This window comes from Herbaspirillum sp. Her4 (genome assembly GCF_057961335.1).
The window spans coordinates 4,241,845-4,258,121 of record NZ_CM176330.1; the positions used below are offsets into that span (position 1 = coordinate 4,241,845).

Annotated in this window: 15 protein-coding genes; 5 read left to right on the forward strand and 10 right to left on the reverse strand. The window is 63.7% G+C overall.

Annotated elements, in window-relative coordinates; all coding sequences use genetic code 11:
* Positions 1–184 precede the first annotated feature (184 nt).
* Positions 185–1,045, reverse strand: a complete 861-nt coding sequence (locus ACWFUC_RS19200; RefSeq protein WP_489623025.1) for a LysR substrate-binding domain-containing protein — start codon at positions 1,043–1,045, stop codon at positions 185–187.
* A 159-nt stretch (positions 1,046–1,204) separates the two neighbouring features.
* Here ACWFUC_RS19200 and phnX point away from each other — a divergent pair, with 159 nt between their 5' ends.
* The 4 genes from phnX (at position 1,205) to ACWFUC_RS19220 (ending at position 4,566) form a co-directional block, all read left to right on the forward strand.
* Positions 1,205–2,032 carry a phosphonoacetaldehyde hydrolase gene (gene phnX / locus ACWFUC_RS19205; RefSeq protein ID WP_489623026.1) on the forward strand — a complete coding sequence of 276 codons (828 nt, stop codon included), beginning with the start codon at positions 1,205–1,207 and terminating at the stop codon, positions 2,030–2,032.
* A gap of 167 nt (positions 2,033–2,199) precedes the next feature.
* Positions 2,200–2,334 (forward strand): hypothetical protein, encoded by a 135-nt coding sequence (locus ACWFUC_RS19210; RefSeq protein ID WP_489623028.1) that lies wholly within the window; start codon positions 2,200–2,202, stop codon positions 2,332–2,334.
* The gene (locus ACWFUC_RS19215) at positions 2,321–3,847 is read left to right on the forward strand and encodes an FGGY family carbohydrate kinase (protein WP_489623029.1); all 1,527 of its coding nucleotides are present in this window, start codon (positions 2,321–2,323) and stop codon (positions 3,845–3,847) included. Before ACWFUC_RS19210 ends, ACWFUC_RS19215 begins: the two co-directional genes overlap by 14 nt.
* A gap of 173 nt (positions 3,848–4,020) precedes the next feature.
* The gene (locus ACWFUC_RS19220) at positions 4,021–4,566 is read left to right on the forward strand and encodes a glycerol-3-phosphate responsive antiterminator (RefSeq protein WP_489637262.1); all 546 of its coding nucleotides are present in this window, start codon (positions 4,021–4,023) and stop codon (positions 4,564–4,566) included.
* 42 nt (positions 4,567–4,608) lie between these two features.
* Here ACWFUC_RS19220 and ACWFUC_RS19225 read toward each other — a convergent pair whose 3' ends face one another.
* Positions 4,609–7,113, reverse strand: a complete 2,505-nt coding sequence (locus ACWFUC_RS19225) for a DUF3141 domain-containing protein (RefSeq protein ID WP_489623031.1) — start codon at positions 7,111–7,113, stop codon at positions 4,609–4,611.
* 138 nt (positions 7,114–7,251) lie between these two features.
* Between ACWFUC_RS19225 and ACWFUC_RS19230 the strand changes: the two genes are divergently transcribed.
* The gene (locus ACWFUC_RS19230; protein WP_489623032.1) at positions 7,252–8,124 is read left to right on the forward strand and encodes an HDOD domain-containing protein; all 873 of its coding nucleotides are present in this window, start codon (positions 7,252–7,254) and stop codon (positions 8,122–8,124) included.
* Positions 8,125–8,144: 20 nt separating this feature from the next.
* Here the strand turns inward: ACWFUC_RS19230 and ACWFUC_RS19235 are convergent, their stop codons facing one another.
* The 8 genes from ACWFUC_RS19235 to urtA all read right to left on the reverse strand — a co-directional run bounded on the left by ACWFUC_RS19235 (position 8,145) and on the right by urtA (position 15,842).
* Complete coding sequence (locus ACWFUC_RS19235) at positions 8,145–8,441, reverse strand: FmdB family zinc ribbon protein (RefSeq protein WP_034333572.1); 297 nt, start codon at positions 8,439–8,441, stop codon at positions 8,145–8,147.
* An 86-nt stretch (positions 8,442–8,527) separates the two neighbouring features.
* Positions 8,528–9,706, reverse strand: a complete 1,179-nt coding sequence (fmdA, locus tag ACWFUC_RS19240) for a formamidase (protein WP_489623033.1) — start codon at positions 9,704–9,706, stop codon at positions 8,528–8,530.
* 48 nt (positions 9,707–9,754) lie between these two features.
* Positions 9,755–10,786, reverse strand: a complete 1,032-nt coding sequence (locus tag ACWFUC_RS19245) for an aliphatic amidase (RefSeq protein WP_209534742.1) — start codon at positions 10,784–10,786, stop codon at positions 9,755–9,757.
* Positions 10,787–10,815: 29 nt separating this feature from the next.
* Positions 10,816–11,505 carry an urea ABC transporter ATP-binding subunit UrtE gene (gene urtE / locus ACWFUC_RS19250; protein ID WP_034332312.1) on the reverse strand — a complete coding sequence of 230 codons (690 nt, stop codon included), beginning with the start codon at positions 11,503–11,505 and terminating at the stop codon, positions 10,816–10,818.
* A gap of 25 nt (positions 11,506–11,530) precedes the next feature.
* Positions 11,531–12,298, reverse strand: coding sequence for an urea ABC transporter ATP-binding protein UrtD (gene urtD, locus ACWFUC_RS19255; RefSeq protein WP_489623034.1), 768 nt, complete (start codon positions 12,296–12,298; stop codon positions 11,531–11,533).
* On the reverse strand, positions 12,295–13,500 hold the full coding sequence (gene urtC, locus ACWFUC_RS19260) for an urea ABC transporter permease subunit UrtC (protein ID WP_489625565.1): 1,206 nt from the start codon (positions 13,498–13,500) through the stop codon (positions 12,295–12,297). The genes urtD and urtC overlap by 4 nt, the downstream gene beginning before the upstream one ends.
* Positions 13,501–13,549: 49 nt before the next feature.
* On the reverse strand, positions 13,550–14,467 hold the full coding sequence (gene urtB / locus ACWFUC_RS19265; protein ID WP_039787923.1) for an urea ABC transporter permease subunit UrtB: 918 nt from the start codon (positions 14,465–14,467) through the stop codon (positions 13,550–13,552).
* Between the two features lie 118 nt (positions 14,468–14,585).
* Positions 14,586–15,842 (reverse strand): urea ABC transporter substrate-binding protein, encoded by a 1,257-nt coding sequence (urtA, locus tag ACWFUC_RS19270; RefSeq protein ID WP_039788032.1) that lies wholly within the window; start codon positions 15,840–15,842, stop codon positions 14,586–14,588.
* Between the last annotated feature and the right edge of the window lie 435 nt (positions 15,843–16,277).

Consider the following 16,277-nt stretch of genomic DNA (forward strand, 5'->3'; position numbering starts at 1 on the left):
GCCTCAGAACGCATGATTCACGTAGTGATGCACCTGGCGCAGCAGCGTGGTGGCCGGATCGGCGCTTTCTGCATGATCCTTCAGTGTCAACATGGCGATGGGCTTGATCACGGTCGCGCTTCCTGGTCAGAAAATGAACAATCCGTAATGATAAGCCAAAGCCTCCGCGACAGTGGCCGCGGTGTCAGGCGCGCTGGGCGATCTTCATGAAGGAACCGACCAGGCGCCCTTCGCGGCGCTCGGCCAGGCAATAGACGTAGGTATGCGTGGACACCGGATCCCCCGCGATGCGCACCATCCGGAAACGTTCATCTGGAATGAACTCTGCCTCGGACACGGCCCCCAAGCCCAGGCCCCGCGCCACCGCCTCGCGCAACGCTTCACGACTGCCGATTTCCATGACCACCTGCGGCTGCGCATCGGCCTGCTGCAAGGCCTGCTCCAGCGCCAGCCGCGTGGTAGAACCTTGCTCCCGCATGATCAGCGGCTGCTGGTCCAGTTCGGCCAACGACACCGCCTCGCGCTGGTAGAACGGATGGCTGCGATGGGCGAACAGCACCACCGCGTGATCAGCATAAGGAACAGAATGAAAGCGCGCATCATCATTGAAGCTGGCCAGCACCGCCACATCGGTCACGTAATTGGCCAGGTCGGCCAGCGACTGCGCCGAATTGCCCAGCTTGATCGACAGTTCAACCTTGGGATAGCGGGCGCGATAGGCATCGACCATCTCGATCACGTGGAAAGGACCGACTGCACCGATGCGCAGATGGCCTACGTGCAGCGCGCCCGAATTGACCAGCAGGTTCAACGCATCGAGTTCCAGTTCTGCGATGTTCTGGGCGATCGGCAACAGTCGCTGGGCGGTTTCGGACAGATCCACGCGCCGGCCCCGGCGGAAAAACAGCTCCACGTTGTGCTCGCGCTCCAGCGATTGCACCTGGGTCGTCAGCGTGGGCTGGCTCACGCCCAGCGCCCGGGCCGCCGCCGAAAAGCCGCGATGGCGCGCCACGGCCAGGAAAGCGCGTAGTTGGGAGGGTGTCATCTATAGATCCTATCAATAGTATCAACCAATTTCATGGATTATATCGATAACAAGCCCGTCACAAACAGGGGTTAAGCTCTTCTCCATCCCGGCGGCCACCTTCACAGGCCTGCCTTGCCTGCTTGTCCGCCATCGTCACTGCATTTCCAAGGAGAATCCATGATCCCCGCCTCCGGCCCCGGCCGCACCCTGCAAGCCGTCATCTTCGACTGGGCGGGCACACTGGTCGATTTCGGTTCGCTGGCGCCGACGCAGATCTTCGTGGATGCCTTCCAGAGCTTCGGCATCGCGCTGACGCTGCAACAGGCGCGGGGGCCCATGGGATTATCCAAGTGGCAACACATCCGTCTGCTGCTGGAGGAGCCTTCGCTGGCGGCGCAATGGCAACAACGCACTGGCCATGCCCCTACGGAGGCGGATATCGATGCCATCTATGCCCGCTTCATGCCGATGCAGATCGCCAAGGTCGGCCAGTATTCGCAGCCCATCGCGGGCGCGGCGCAGGTGCTGGCCTGGCTGCGCGGCCAGGGTCTCAAAATCGGTTCCTGCTCCGGCTATCCGCGCCAGGTGCTGAATGTGCTGCTGCCGATGGCGGCCGAGGAAGGCCTGCGCCCCGACCACGTGGTGGCCGGCGACGAACTGGAGGCCGGTGGCCGTCCGGGCCCCTACATGGCGCTGGCCAACGTACTGGCGCTGCAGATCGATGACGTGGCCTGTTGCATCAAGGTCGACGATACGGTGCCGGGAATTGAGGAAGGTATTCGCGCCGGCATGTGGAGCGTTGGCCTCTCCCTTTCGGGCAATGAAGTGGGGCTTACGCGTGCCGAACTGGACGCCTCGCCGACCGAGGAAATCGAGCGCCTCAAGACACACGCCGAAACACGCCTGCTCGCCGCCGGCGCGCACTACGTGATCGATTCGGTGGCCGACCTGCCGCAGATCGTGGCCCACGTCCGGGCACGTCTGGCAAGGGGTGAACGCCCCTGAAAACAGGCGAGATCGGCTGCCGCGCCCCCCTTTTGCGGTCGTTGACAAGCCCGTCGCCGGGCTCATAGAATTGCCCGGCAGATAATTCACACAAGAGACCATCTGCAAGATGGTCTCTTCACGCGCGCAGTGCGCAGGCCTCTTGCAGTCAACTTCAGGAGAGCCCTGTGCACACCGCAGTCCCCTTGCGCGACATCGACGATGTCGCCGCCTTGATTGACTCCCGCCCCTACCGCTCCGGCCACGCCACCGGCAGCAGTGCGCCCGTTCCTGTCGACAGAAGCCGCCATGAAAAGCCGTGACGGGATCCTCGCCATCGACGCCGGCAGCTCCAGCACCCGCGCGGCGATCGTGACGGCCGATGGCCTGGTCTCCTGCCTGCAACGACGCCCCTTGCGCACGCACTCCGCGCGCAGCGGCGTGGTGGAACAGGATGCGGCCCTGATCTGGCAGCAGACCCTCACCGCGTGCCGCGCCAGCCTGCAGCAGGCGCGCCAGAAGGGGCTGCGGGTGCGCGCCATCGGCCTGTGCAACCAGCGCGCCAGCGCCGTGGTGTGGGATACCGTGAGCGGAGAACCGCTGGCACCGGCACTGTCCTGGCAGGACAGCCGGCACGCGGCCGAACTGGCGGCACTGGCACCGCACTGGGATCAGCGGCTGCGACCGCGTCTGGGGCGACCGGTCGGCAGCCGCTCGCCCTACCTCTGGGCGGCCCATCTGCTGCGCCATCAGCCGCGCGTGGCGCGTGCCTGGGCGCAAGGACGGCTGGGCTTTGGCGGCATTGACACCTGGCTGCTGTGGCAACTGAGCGGCCGCCGCCTGCTGGCTACCAGCGCGACCAATGCCACGGCCTGCAATGCCTATGTGCTGGACGCGCATGCGTATGCGCTGGACTGGCTGGAGGCGCTCGGCTTCCCCGCCACGCTGCTGCCAGCGCTGTGCCAGGATGCCGACGACTACGGCCGCAGCGACGCTGCCCTACTCGGTACCGCCCTGCCGATTCGCGCCTGCGCCGGAGATCAACTGGCCGCTGCCATCGGGCAGGGTTGCCTGGAACCCGGCCAAGCGCTGTGTCAGCACGGCACCGGCAGCTTCATCGACGTGCTGGTCGGCCCGCGCGTTGCACTCGCCCCCGCCGACAGCACCGCCGAGGGCAGCGTAGTAGTCACCGCCAGGCGTCAGAACGGCGTCTCCCACTTCGCCCTCGAAAGCTACACCGCCACCACCGGTGCCGCCCTCACCTGGGCCTGCCAGCGCCTGCGCTGGTTTCCGGATGCGCGCCAGCTGCTGGCCCTGGCGGCCAGCGTGAGTTCGGCCGGCGGCGTCAGCTTCCTGCCGGCGCTGGCCGGGATGCAGTCACCGCAACGCCAACCCGCAGCGCGAGCAGCCCTGCAGGGGATGTCGCTGGCCACGGGCCGCGCCGAAGTGGCACATGCGCTGGTGGAGGGAATCGCGCAATCGGTGACCGCGTGCGTCAGTGCCAGCGCCGACACGGCCGGACTACCGGTCTCGCGGATCATGAACGGCGGCACGCTGGCCAGCAGCGACCTGCTGCTGCAGTTGCAAGCCGACCTGTCGGGCGTAACCACCTGCCGCACCCACCAGAGTGCGCACGCCAGCCTGCGCGGCATCGCTTTCCTGGCCGGCAGCCATGGCCTGCTGTGGGATGACTTGCACCAGGCCTGCGCCCGGACCCGGTTGCAGGCCGTCTTCAAGCCACGCATCGACTACGCCGAGCGTGCCTGCCGCCGTGCCCGGTGGCAGGCACGGCTGTGTGCCGAACTGGACCATGTGCGCCAGGAAACCGCACCTTAGCCGCGCGTCTTCCATTCGCCTTTCTTTCTTGCTTCTCATTTTTTACTCTGGAACCTTGCATGCGCTCTCCCTCTCCCCCTCGTTCCCCGGCACGCGCCGCCGCCGCGCCGGCCTCTCAGCCCGCCTCCTCTGAGGACCGCTCCCTGCAAGCCAGGCTCAGGCGGCATCCGGTCATGGCAGCGCTCTATGGAACCCAGCACCTCCCTGCCTTTCTCGCCAGCGCCGCTGAAGTCGGCATCGTTGCCAACGTGGAGTTGCGTGAGTTGCAGGCGCTCAGCACCCGTGTCCGGGATGCGGGCAAGTTCCTGATGCTCAATGTGGATACCTGTGAAGGACTGGCGCAGGACAAGGCCGCCATCGATTATCTGGTCGCCCTGGGCGTACCGTCGCTGGTGTCAACGCGGGTGGCCACGCTGCTGCGGGCCAGCCGGGCCGGCATGATCACCATGCAGAAGGTTTTCGTGACCGATCGCACCACCTGGCCGCGCAGCCTGAAGGCGCTCGAACAGAGCGAACCCAACCTGGTGCAACTGATGCCGGCACCGATGCTCACGCAACTCAAGCCGGCGGACCGCGCCGTGCTTCCGCCCATCGTCGCGTCGGGCTTCGTCTGCAATGCAGACGATGCGCGTGCGGCATTGGCGGGGGGCGCGGTGGCCTTGTCCACCAGCGAGCAGGCCATGTGGAACCTGCCCGCCGGGACTTTCGGCAAGCCATGAGACCATCCAACCGGGGCAACGTGAACCCCGGCCTTGAGCATTTCAACTGCGCTTGGAGCGCGTGCGCGCCGGTGTGCCGCTCCGGGTGGTCTTGGCGGTCCCCGTGGCTTTGGCGACAGGCGCAGACTTCGTTGTCTTGGCAGAGGTCTTGGCCTTGGCGCTGGCAGGCTTGGCCGAAGGCGCGCTGTTGTCCGGCTTTGGCGGCGCACTCGCCTTGGCCGGCTTGGCCACGGGCGCAGGCGCGCGTGCCGCCCGCTTGCGCGGTGCGGCCGCCGGTCGCGCCGGTTCCTCGTCGGACGACGGCAAGGTCAGCGCATCACCGTCTTCACCAATGGCCTTGGTCAGCTTGCGGGCCAGCGCGATCACGCGATCAGGATCGACCTCCAGCGTTCCGACCAGCAGTTCAATGATTTCCGAGCGCGGATTGGCCAGCGTCGGTTCGATCATCATCACCGCCGCTGCCAGCGCCAGCGCGCGCTCGCGCGAGGCCGCATCGGGCAGCATCTGCCCGAGTGCATTGAGTGCCTCCACCGGGGCCACCGCCGTAATACGCGCTTGCTCCTTCAACAGTTGCACCCAGTTGGTCTGGGGCGACACGCTGGCATGCATGTTCGGCAGTTGCGCCAGCAGCCTGGCCAGACGCAGGCTGCGCCGCTCGAACGCACCGATGGAGACCATGCCGGCGATGACGATCCGGCAAACCGCTTCGGCAAAACCGCCGTCGGCTATCTGGCCAATGACCGTATCACGGTAGCTTCCCAGCTCCTGCTGCGCCCAGCGCTGGGCCAGATCGGCATCCGGCTCGCGCGGCGGCAGCCAGGCACCCAGTCCGGTCGGACCGAACAGCTGGCGCGTCATCCGTACCGTGCGGGCATCGCGCTGGTCGCGCCAGGCATTGAGCTCGTCGGTGATCTTCTGCGCCATGCGGCGTTCGTATTGCTTCAGCGGATGGTCGGGGTCGAGTTGTACCCGGTGCGTGCGCGCGGCAGCAGCTTGCTGGCGAATGAAGGCGGCGGCCGGATGCTTGTCCGAGAACAGTTGCCGCTGCATGCGCAAGGGATTCATTCGCATCAGCGTATTGGCGCTGTCGCGGGTCGCCGTCATGCGCACCCAGGGCCGGACCCAGGTCTTGTACCACTGCGCATTGAGCTGCGACCACTGGCTGATGGTCGAGAACAGCGACTCTTCCTCGCGGCCCTCGGGATTGAGCTTGCGCAGGTCTTCCATGGTGCGGTGCTCGTAGTGCACCGTGTAATCGCCAGGCTCCAGCGCATCCCAGCGCTGGGCAGTGCGGCCATCCTTGCGTTCCAGCTTCATTTCGTAGAGACCTGGCGGCAGGCTCTCGATCACGTCCAGCGAGCTGACCAGCTGGTCATGCTCCTTCAGGGCCACCGAGCCACCCACGAAGATGCCCAGATGGCCCACGCTCTCGTGCAGCACATAGATGATGGTGCGGCCGGCGGCGGCGATGGCGCGCTCGTCGCCCCAGACATCGATGATCCAGTTCAACGCCTGCGGCGGCGGCGTGATGTTGTCCCCCCAGGAGGCGAAGACCACGATGGGCGCAGTGATGTCGCGCAGATTGACTGCCCTGCCCTTGACCTCCAGCTCTCCGCGCGCCAGCTTGTTGCCCACGAACAGATTCTCGGTGATGGCCTCGATCTCGGCCCCGGTCATGCGGAAGAAACCGCCCCACCAGCGTTCGAATTCCAGGAAACGCGCTGCCTCCTGGTCGACTCCGGCCCAGAGGTTGTAATACTTGCTCCAGAAGGTATTGGCCGGATTGAGCTTCTCGAAGTTCTCGACCAAGTAGGCGCCATCGAAGCGGTCAGCCCCGAGATCGGCGGCCAGCGAGGCCAGCCAGGTCCCGCCGAGGTTGGCACCGCTGTAACGCATGGGATTGAGCGTGGAGCTGCCGGCCCAGTAGGAGGCCGGGGCACCGACCATCATCAGCGGCCCGAACAGCTCGGGCCGCACGGCATCAAGCGTCATCATGGCCCAGCCGGCCTGGCAATTGCCGATCACTACCGGCTTGGCCGGGCATTGCGGATGGCGGCGTATCACTTCTTCGAGGAAGCGCGCCTCCGCATCCATCACGGTGACCAGCGTCTGGCCCTCCTCGGGCTCGGGCCGGAAAGTGACGAAATACACGGTATGCCCGGCCTTCATCGCCATGCCCACTTCCGAATCGAACTTGAAGCCGCCAATACCGGGGCCGTGTCCGGCGCGCGGATCGACCACCACCACCGGTCGTGCCTGCGGATCGACCGGCAGGCCCGGCGGCGGTTGCAGGCGCAGCAAGGCGTAATTGCAGGGCTGCGGCAGGTCGTGACCGTCCAGCACCAGTTCGTGATCGAATTTCAGGAGCGGCGGCGTGCCCTGCTCCAGATGCTCCAGGTAGTCATTGCCACGGTCGAGCAAGGTATCGAGGAAAAGGAAACTGCGCTGTACGCAATCCTGCACATAATTCGGTACATCTCCCCACGCCCCGGCGGGCGTGACGGGCTGCTCGGGAGGATGCGGGTCGGACGTCTTGCGGCTTGCCATGGGTGCACTCCGGTCAAGTGAGACTTCCATCATACTGACCTGGATCGTCAGCAAATCGTCCGAACTCTGCGACAATGGAACCGCAATTCCCGGAATTGCCTGCAAAAACCACACAAACCATTGCATGGAGGAACTGTCATGGAGCTCAAGAGCCTGGTAGACCAGCCCGGCAAGCTGCCGACCATCCCCAAGGTCGTGCAGCAGCTGATGACCAGCTTCAACAGCGAGGAAGTCTCGGCCCAGGATATCGCCCACCAGATTGCGGCCGACCCGACGCTCACCGCCAAACTGCTGCGACTGGCAAACTCGGCGTTCTTTCACGCTTCGCGCACCATCGGCACGGTCGACGATGCGCTGCGCATGCTGGGTTTCATCATGGTGCGCAATCTGGTGCTGGGCAACGGCATGGTGGCGGCTTTCAAGAGCACGCGCGGCATGGAGCTGCCGCAGTTCTGGCGACATACCCTCTACACCGCGGTGGCAGCGCGCTGGCTGTCCATGCACGCCGGCATCCACGGCGAAGACAATGGCGATGCTGTCTTCACCGTCGGCATGATGCATGGCATCGGCCAGTTGCAACTGCATGCGGTGGCCGCCGCGACAGTCGCCTCGCTGGACAAGCAATGCAACGTGCTCGACGCCGACCGCGCCGAACGGGAAAAGCAGACCTGGGGCTTTCACTACGCCGATGTCTCGGCCGAACTGGCGGCGATCTGGAATTTCCCTGAAGCGCTGGTCACGGCACTGCGCTCGGTGCCTGATCCGCTGGCGGCGGGCCGGCTCGACCGCGCCGCTGCCTGGGTACACCTGGGCGCGTGGGCCGCGCGCGTGACTGTGCTGTCACTGGATGACGAAGCCGCACTGGCCACCTATCCGGTGGCCGTGGGCAAGAAGCTGGGCGTGGATCCGGCCTGGATGCCGGTGCTGGTGAAACACGATCCCGACAAGGCCGAGCGCGCCATGCCCTCGCTCACCGAACTGACGGCGGGGCTGGACGCGATGCTGGAGTAACTGGAGCAATCCGGCCTGCCTCAGGTCGCGCAGATGCTGCAGCTGTGTCCCTTGCAGTTGTGCAGCACGCTGCTGCGGCCTGCCCCTGCATGGGTGCCCGGCCCGGTCGCCCCCTGCCCGGCCAGTTGCTCGGCACCGTTGCGCGGCTGCCAGCGATGCTTGACCTGCAAGCCGACATGACCGCCCGTGGGCATGGGTGAGGCGGCCGTCTCCTCTTTGCAATAGGGACAGCAAGTCTGGCCGTGCAATCCCTGCAAGGGGATCAGGCGTTCGAAGATGCCTTCGCAATGGCTGCAACGAATGTCATACAAGGGCATGGGGACTCCTTCACCAATCCGTTATCACGAAAAAACCCGGTCAGGCCTGCGCCCGGCCGGGAACACACACGTCACTGCGTTGATCGCTATCCCTTGCGGCCCCAATAGGATTTGTCGTTGAGCATGCCCTTGGGCGTGATGTCCTGATCGAAGATGGAGGTCGGCAAGGCCACCGTGCAGGCGCAATTGGGAATGTCGACGATGCCGCCGATGCGCCCTTCCACCGGCGCGGCGGTCAGCAGCATGTAGGCCTGGCTGCCGGTGTAGCCGAAGTGGGTCAGGTAGTCGATGGCCTTCAGGCAGGCTTGACGATAGGCCACGGTGGCGTCGAGATAGTAGTTCACGCCGTTTTCCACGCTGATGCCTTCGAAGGTCAGCCACTGCTCGTAATGCGGCTTGACGATGCTGGGCATGAAGATGGGCGAGGTGATGTTGTACTTGGCCATGCCGCCCTTGATGAGATCGAAGCCGACGTGGCTCACGCCATCCATCTCGATGGCGCCGCAGAAACCGATCTCGCCGTCACCCTGCGAGAAGTGCAAATCCCCCATCGAGAAGCCTGCGCCCTTCACGTACACCGGGAAGAAGATGCGGGTGCCCGCCGACAGGTCTTTGATGTCGGTGTTGCCGCCATGCTCGCGCGGCGGCACGGTGCGGGCGGCGACCTTGGCCATCTCGTCGAACTTGGCACCGGTCAGGCCGCGCAGCACGGCGGTGCTGGGGTTGGGCGGCTGCGCCAGGCCCTTGGCGGCCAGTGGCGCTTCGCGGCGGTTCCATTCGGCCAACAGGTCATGCGAAGGCAGGCAACCCATCAGACCAGGGTGAGTCAGGCCTGCGATGCGCACGCCCGGAATATGGCGCGAGGTGGCATACAAGCCTTTCAGGTCCCAGATGGCCTTGTCGGCTTCCGGGAAATAGTCGGCCAGGAAGCCACCGCCGTTTTCCTTGGCAAACACGCCCGAGAAACCGACCGGTGTGACCGGCTTGATGTCCAGCAGGTCGATCACCAGCAGGTCACCCGGCTCTGCGCCCTCGACATGGAAGGGACCGGTCAGCGGATGGGCGCGGGTGAGGTCGACGTTCTTGACGTCGGAGACATCGTCGGTGTCATGGATCTGCGCGTCGAGGAAGTCCAGCGACTCGATCAGGATGGATTCACCCGGCTTGACCGAGGCCAGGAACGGCAGGTCCGGGTGCCAGCGGTTGTGACCCAGTTCAGCCTGCTCTGCCAGCGGGACGCCGGGCTTGATCTTGAAGTGTTGCATGCGATCTCCTTGGTGGTGGATGTGTGATGAGGCCTTGCGCCTTCGGCCTCAGGCTGCCGGCTCGGTGGGAATCCCCGGCATCGGGCATTCGGGCGTACCGGCACTGTTGCGCGTCAATGCCTCGACCTGGGCGCGCGCAGCCTGCGGGTCGTTGACCCAGGTGCGATAAAAGTCGAAAGGACACTCGGCCACGCCCGCCGGCGATTCGCCCGAATTGATCTTGCCGGTGTAGCCGCGATGCAGGAGCTTGTAGAGGTGGTTTTGCGACTGCCAGTTGCGGCGTGCATCGCGGATGGCCGAGACCGACAGTTCGGCATACTGGATGCCCATCTCCTCGGTCCCGCACTCGCCCAGCGTGCGGCCATCGAAACCGACGATGGCCGAATGGCCGAAGTAGGAATAGACGCCATCGAACCCTGATGCATTGGCCACGGCCACATAGAGGTTGTTCATCCAGGCCATGGCCTTGGAGACCATGATCTGCTGTTCCTTGGCCGGATACATGTAGCCCTGGCAGCGCACCACCAGTTCCGCACCCTTCATGGCGCAGTCGCGCCAGATCTCGGGATAGTTGCCGTCATCACAGATGATGAGGCTGATCTTCAAGCCTTTGGGGCCGTCACAGACGTAGGTGGTATCGCCCGGATACCAGCCCTCGATGGGCGTCCACGGCATGATCTTGCGATACTTCTGCACGATCTCGCCCTGGTCGTTGATGAGGATGAGCGTGTTGTAGGGCACCTTGCGCGGATGCTCCTCATGGCGCTCGCCGGTGAGCGAAAAGACGCCCCACACGCCGGCGATGCGGCAGGCTTCCGAAAAGATGGCGGTCTCGTCGCCGGGGATGGTGGCGGCGGTCTCGAACATTTCTTCACGGTCATACATGATGCCGTGGGTGGAATACTCCGGGAACACCACCAGGTCCAGCCCCGGCAATCCCTGCTTCATGCCGACCAGCATGGCGGCGATCTTCCTGGCGTTCTCCAGTACCTCGCCGCGCGTGTGCAGGCGCGGCATCTTGTAGTTCACCACGGCCACGCCGACGGCGTCCCGGCTGGCTGAAATATCTCCGTGTCGCATGGGCTTGCTCCTCTGAAAAGACGGTCGGATCAGACCGACAGATACTTGCTGATGGTGGGCGCATCGACGTTCTCGCGCGTGTCCTCGTAGACGAAGCGGCCCTTGTCGATGACCAGGAAACGGTCCGCAATCTCCAGCGTGAAGCTCAGCACCTGCTCCGAGACCACGATGGTGAGCGCACGGATCTTGCGGATTTCCTTGAGGCTTTTGGCGATGTCCTTGATGATGGAAGGCTGTATCCCTTCGGTCGGTTCATCCAGCAGCAGCACGCGCGGGTTGGTCGCCAGTGCGCGCGCAATGGCCAGTTGCTGCTGCTGCCCGCCGGACAGATTGCCGCCCTTGCGGGTGCGCATGTCATACAGCACCGGGAACAGCGAATACAGTTCATCGGGCACCTTGCCCTTGGCCGATGCGGGCAAGCCGGTCTGGATGTTTTCCAGCACCGTCATGTGCGAAAAGATCATTCGTCCCTGCGGCACGTAGGCCACGCCGCGCTCGACGCGCTGGTGGCTTTCCAGGCCACCAAGTTCGACGCCATCGATGCTGATGCTGCCGCCGCGCAGCGGCAGGATGCCCATCAGGGTCTTGAACAGCGTGGTCTTGCCCATGCCGTTGCGGCCCATGACGGCGACGATTTCTTCCTTGGCCACCGACAAGTCGACATCGTGGATGACCTTGCTCTGGCCGTAGCCGGAGGCGAGTTGCGAGACTTTGAACATGGCAGGCTCCGAGGGTGAGGAAATTTCAGTGACCGAGATAGACATCGATCACCTTGGGATCGGACTGCACCTTCTCCATGCTGCCTTCGGCCAGGATTTTTCCCTGGTGCAGCACGGTGACCTTGTGGGCGATGCTCTTGACGAAATCCATGTCGTGCTCGATCACTACCACCGAGCGGCCCTGGCTGATGCGGCCCAGCAGCTCGGCGGTCTTTTCGCGTTCGGACACGCTCATGCCGGCCACCGGCTCATCCAGCATCAAGAGCTCCGGCTCCTGCATCAGCAGCATGCCGATCTCCAGCCACTGCTTCTGGCCGTGCGAGAGCAGGTCGGCCTGCGTATGCAGTTGTTCGTCCAGGAAGATCTCGGCGGCCACCGCTTCCACCCGCGCCACCACATCCGGCGAACGCTTGAAGGTCAGTGCACCGAACACCTTGCGGCCACGCGGGAAGGACATCTCCAGGTTCTCGAAGACGGACAGGTTCTCGTAGATGGACGGGGTCTGGAACTTGCGTCCCACGCCTACCCGCACGATGGCGTGCTCGCTCATCTTCGTCAGTTCGTGATTGTTGAACTTGATGCTGCCGGAGGTGGCGCGGGTCTTGCCGCAGATCAAGTCCAGCACCGTGGTCTTGCCTGCGCCGTTGGGGCCGATCACCACGCGCACCTCATTGCGCTGCACGTAGAGATTGAGCTTGTCGACTGCCTTGAACCCGTCGAAAGACACGGTCAGGTCTTCGATGGCCAGGACCGGATGGGCGTCCGATTCGAAACCGATGACGTTCTCGCTCATTTGCTGGCCTCCAGGGTCGCGCCCGGCTCGATGCCATCGCGCTTGGGTTCAGGGGTAGCTGCTCGGGAAACCGGCTTGGCGGCTTCTGCAGCAACGGGTGCTACCGGCTTGGATTGACCGCGCAGCTTGTCCATCAGGCGCTTGCCCTGGGTCTGCCAGAGACCGGCCAGGCCATTGGGGAAATACATCACCACCGCGATGAAGAGACCGCCCATCAGGAACAGCCACAGTTCGGGGAAGGTTTCGGAGAAGTAGGTTTTGCCAAAGTTCACCAGCAGCGTTCCATACACCGCGCCCAGCAGCGACATGCGGCCACCCACTGCAGCAAAGATCACCATTTCGATGGAGGGCACGATACCGACGAAGGACGGCGACATGAAACCCACCTGCAGCGTGAACATGGCCCCGCCGATAGCCGAGAACATGGCCGCCGCACAGAAGACGAAGACCTTGAAGCTGGCCACGTCATAGCCGGAGAAGCGCACCCGTTCTTCCTTGTCACGCATGGCCACCAGCAGGCGGCCCAGCTTGGACCCGAGCACGTAACGGCCGAACAGGATGCAGCCGAACAGCAGTCCCGCATTGACGAAATACAGCACCAGCTTGGCATGGTCGGTGCGGATATCCCAGCCCATCAAAGTCTTGAGGTCGGTGATGCCATTGACGCCGCCGGTCAGCCCCTGCTGGCCGATGATGAGGATGGACAGGATGGCCGCAATGGCTTGCGTGACGATGGAGAAATACACATCCCCCACGCGGCGCTTGAACATCGCCAGCCCGATCAGCATGGCCAGCGCGGTCGGCACCACCAGCACGGCAAGAATCGTGAAGGCAAAACTATGGAAGGGCTCCCACATGGCCGGCAAGGCGGTGATCTGGTTCCAGTCCATGAAGTCGGGGATGCCCGGCGTGGACTGGATTTTGGTGCTGATGGGGTCAGAGGCTTCGAGCTTGAGGAACATGGCCATGCAATAGCCGCCCAGGCCGAAGAACACGCCCTGCCCCAGGCTGAGGATGCCGCCGTAGCCCCAGCACAGCACCAGGCCCACGGCCACGAAGGCGTAGGACAGGTATTTGCCCACCAGGTTGAGACGGAACATGTCCATCGTCAGCGGGAACACCACCAGCAGCAGTACCGCCATCACCAGCAGGCCAAGCGCACCGGAGCGCCCGCCCAGCAGTTTTTCACAGGCTGCATTCATCATCGGACCTCGCTCATGTAGTTGGATCGGGAGTGGCCATCTTTCAGATTCATTTGCGCACCTTCGCCGAGAACAGCCCTTGCGGACGCAACATCAGGATCAGGATCACCGCCGACAAGGTCAGCACCTTGGCCATGGAACCGGTCAGGAAGAATTCCGCCGTGGACTGCGTCTGTGCAATCGAGAAGGCCGAGGCGATGGTGCCGATGAGGCTTTGCGCGCCACCGAAGACCACCACCAGGAAGGTATCGACGATGTAGAGCGATCCGCTGGTCGGGCCGGTGGAGCCGATGGTCGTGAAAGCCGCACCGGCCACGCCGGCGACCCCGCAACCGAGTGCAAAGGTGGTGCGGTCGACCTTGCGGGTATTGATGCCCACGGCCCCGCTCATGACACGGTTCTGCATGGTTGCCCGCACCTGCAAGCCCCAGCGTGAACGGAACAGCAATACGAAGATGGCACCGGTGAGCAGCACCGTGAGGCCCATCATGAAGAGACCGTTCAAGGGGATGTCGATGGCATCGGTCGGCTTGAAGGAACCCATGAGCCAGTCCGGCAAGGTGGCGCTGACTTCCTTGGCGCCGAAGATGGAACGGAAGGTCTGCTGCATCGCCAGCGACAGGCCCCAGGTCGCCAGCAGGGTATCGAGCGGACGCTTGTAGAGGCGGCTGATGAGCAGCAGCTCGGTGAGATAACCCACGCCATAGGCCACGGCGAAGGACAGCACGATGGCCACGAAGAAATAGAACGGCTGCAAGGCCGGCGCATAGGTGGTGGTCAGGTGCGACAGCAGGTAGGTGATGTAGGCGCCGATGGTGAGGAATTCACCGTGGGCCATGTTGATCACGCCCATCTGCCCGAAGATGATGGCCAGGCCCAGCGCCATCAGCAGCAGCACGCAGAAAACCGAGAGGCCATTGAAGCCCTGCATGGCGAAGATGGCGCCGAATTCGGATAGAGAAACCATGATGACTCCCGACGGGGCAGAGTTGCCGATTGGAGAAATGGGCGGCAGCGCCCGCATGTCACTACAGACGCCGCCGCTTTGCTGCACGAAGGGCCGGTGCGGCACCGGCCGGACCGCCTTACTGGTAGCCCTTGGGGAAGGGATTCGGCTCGATCAGCTCGGACTCGTAGACCACCTTGAATTGGCCATCCTTCTGCGCCTCGCCGATGCGGGTCTTGCTCCACAGGTGATGGTTTTCGTGGACCTTGACGTAGCCTTCGGGCGCGGTCTTGAGTTCGATGCCGGGCGAAGCGGCCACCACCTTGTCGACATCGAAGCTGCCGGCCTTTTCCACGGCAGCCTTCCACAGCCAGGGGCCAAGATAGGCTGCTTGGGTGACGTCGCCGATGACCGAATTGGCACCGAACTTGGCCTTGAATTCGGCCACGAATTTCTTGTTGTTGGCGTTGTCGAGACTCTGGAAATACTTCATCGAGGCAAAGAAGCCTTCCACGTTCTCGCCGCCGATGCCCAGCATTTCATCCTCGGTCACCGAGATGGTCAGCAGGTTCTGGGTCTTGGCGGTGACGCCCGCGGCCTTCAACTGCTTGTAGAAAGCGACGTTGGAGCCACCGACCACGTCGGCAAAGATCACGTCGGGCTTTTTCAACTTGATCTTGTTGATGAGCGAACCGAATTGCGTGTTGCCCAGCGGGTAGTATTCCTCGCCCACCACCGAACCCTTGAGCACGTTCTCGATGTGCTTGCGGGCGATCTTGTTGGAAGTACGCGGCCAGATGTAGTCCGAGCCGACCAGGAAGAAGGTCTTGGCCTTCTTTTCCTTGGCCACCCAGTTCAGGCCTGCCAGCACCTGTTGCGTCGCCTCCTGCCCGGTATAGAACACGTTCTTGGATTGCTCCAGGCCTTCATAGAAGGTCGGGTAATACAGCAGGCCGTTGTCCTTCTCGAACACCGGCAGCACGGCCTTGCGGGAGGCCGACGTCCAGCAGCCGAAGACGGCGGCCACGCGGTCGTTTTCCAGCAGCTTCTTGGCCTTTTCGGCGAAGGTAGGCCAGTCGCTGGCACCGTCTTCCTGGATGATCTTGATCTTGCGGCCGAGGATGCCGCCCATGGCATTGATCTGGTCGATGGCCAGGCGCTCGGCCTGGATCGAACCGGTTTCGCTGATGGCCATGGTGCCGGTGGCCGAGTGCAGCTGGCCGACCGTGACTTCAGTATCGGTGATGGCCAGCTTGGTGGTGTTGACCTTGGCGGTCGGATACTGCTGGGCCGAGGCCATGCCCGGCAGGGCCGCTGCTGCCGCCCCGGCGGCCAGGCCCATGAGGATCTTGCGGCGTGGGAGCGAGGGAGGATTGGAAGACGAGGAATGCGACATGCGGTACTCCTTTCGGGCGTTGTTGTTGGACTCGGTCTGGGCCATCGTGGCGTCATGCAAGCGGTGAAACGAAGACCGGACAAGTCACTGCCCCGGCAGTGGCGCAGCTCGGAAGACCCCTTACATCACGCGGTTCCGGCGCTTCGTTCTGAGGCGCAGAATAGGTTCGCAGGTGCAGCGCAACAATACGTTGTTTGACGTAAGCCCCCTGCTGGTGCGACCTGCCGGCCTGCACAGCTTTTGATCATGGCTTGCCTGCTGTTGGTGCGCACTTTGCGTGCAGGGCGTCGGGTCGCGGCGACGGCGTCCATGCCGGCTGCCTTTTCTTGGTGAATTCTCATGTCATGCAGACAGGCATCTACGTCATTTGACGTATGCCCTCTTGCTCCGAATGGTTTGAAAATTGCTTGGACATAAACACGAGCCGGACAGTCA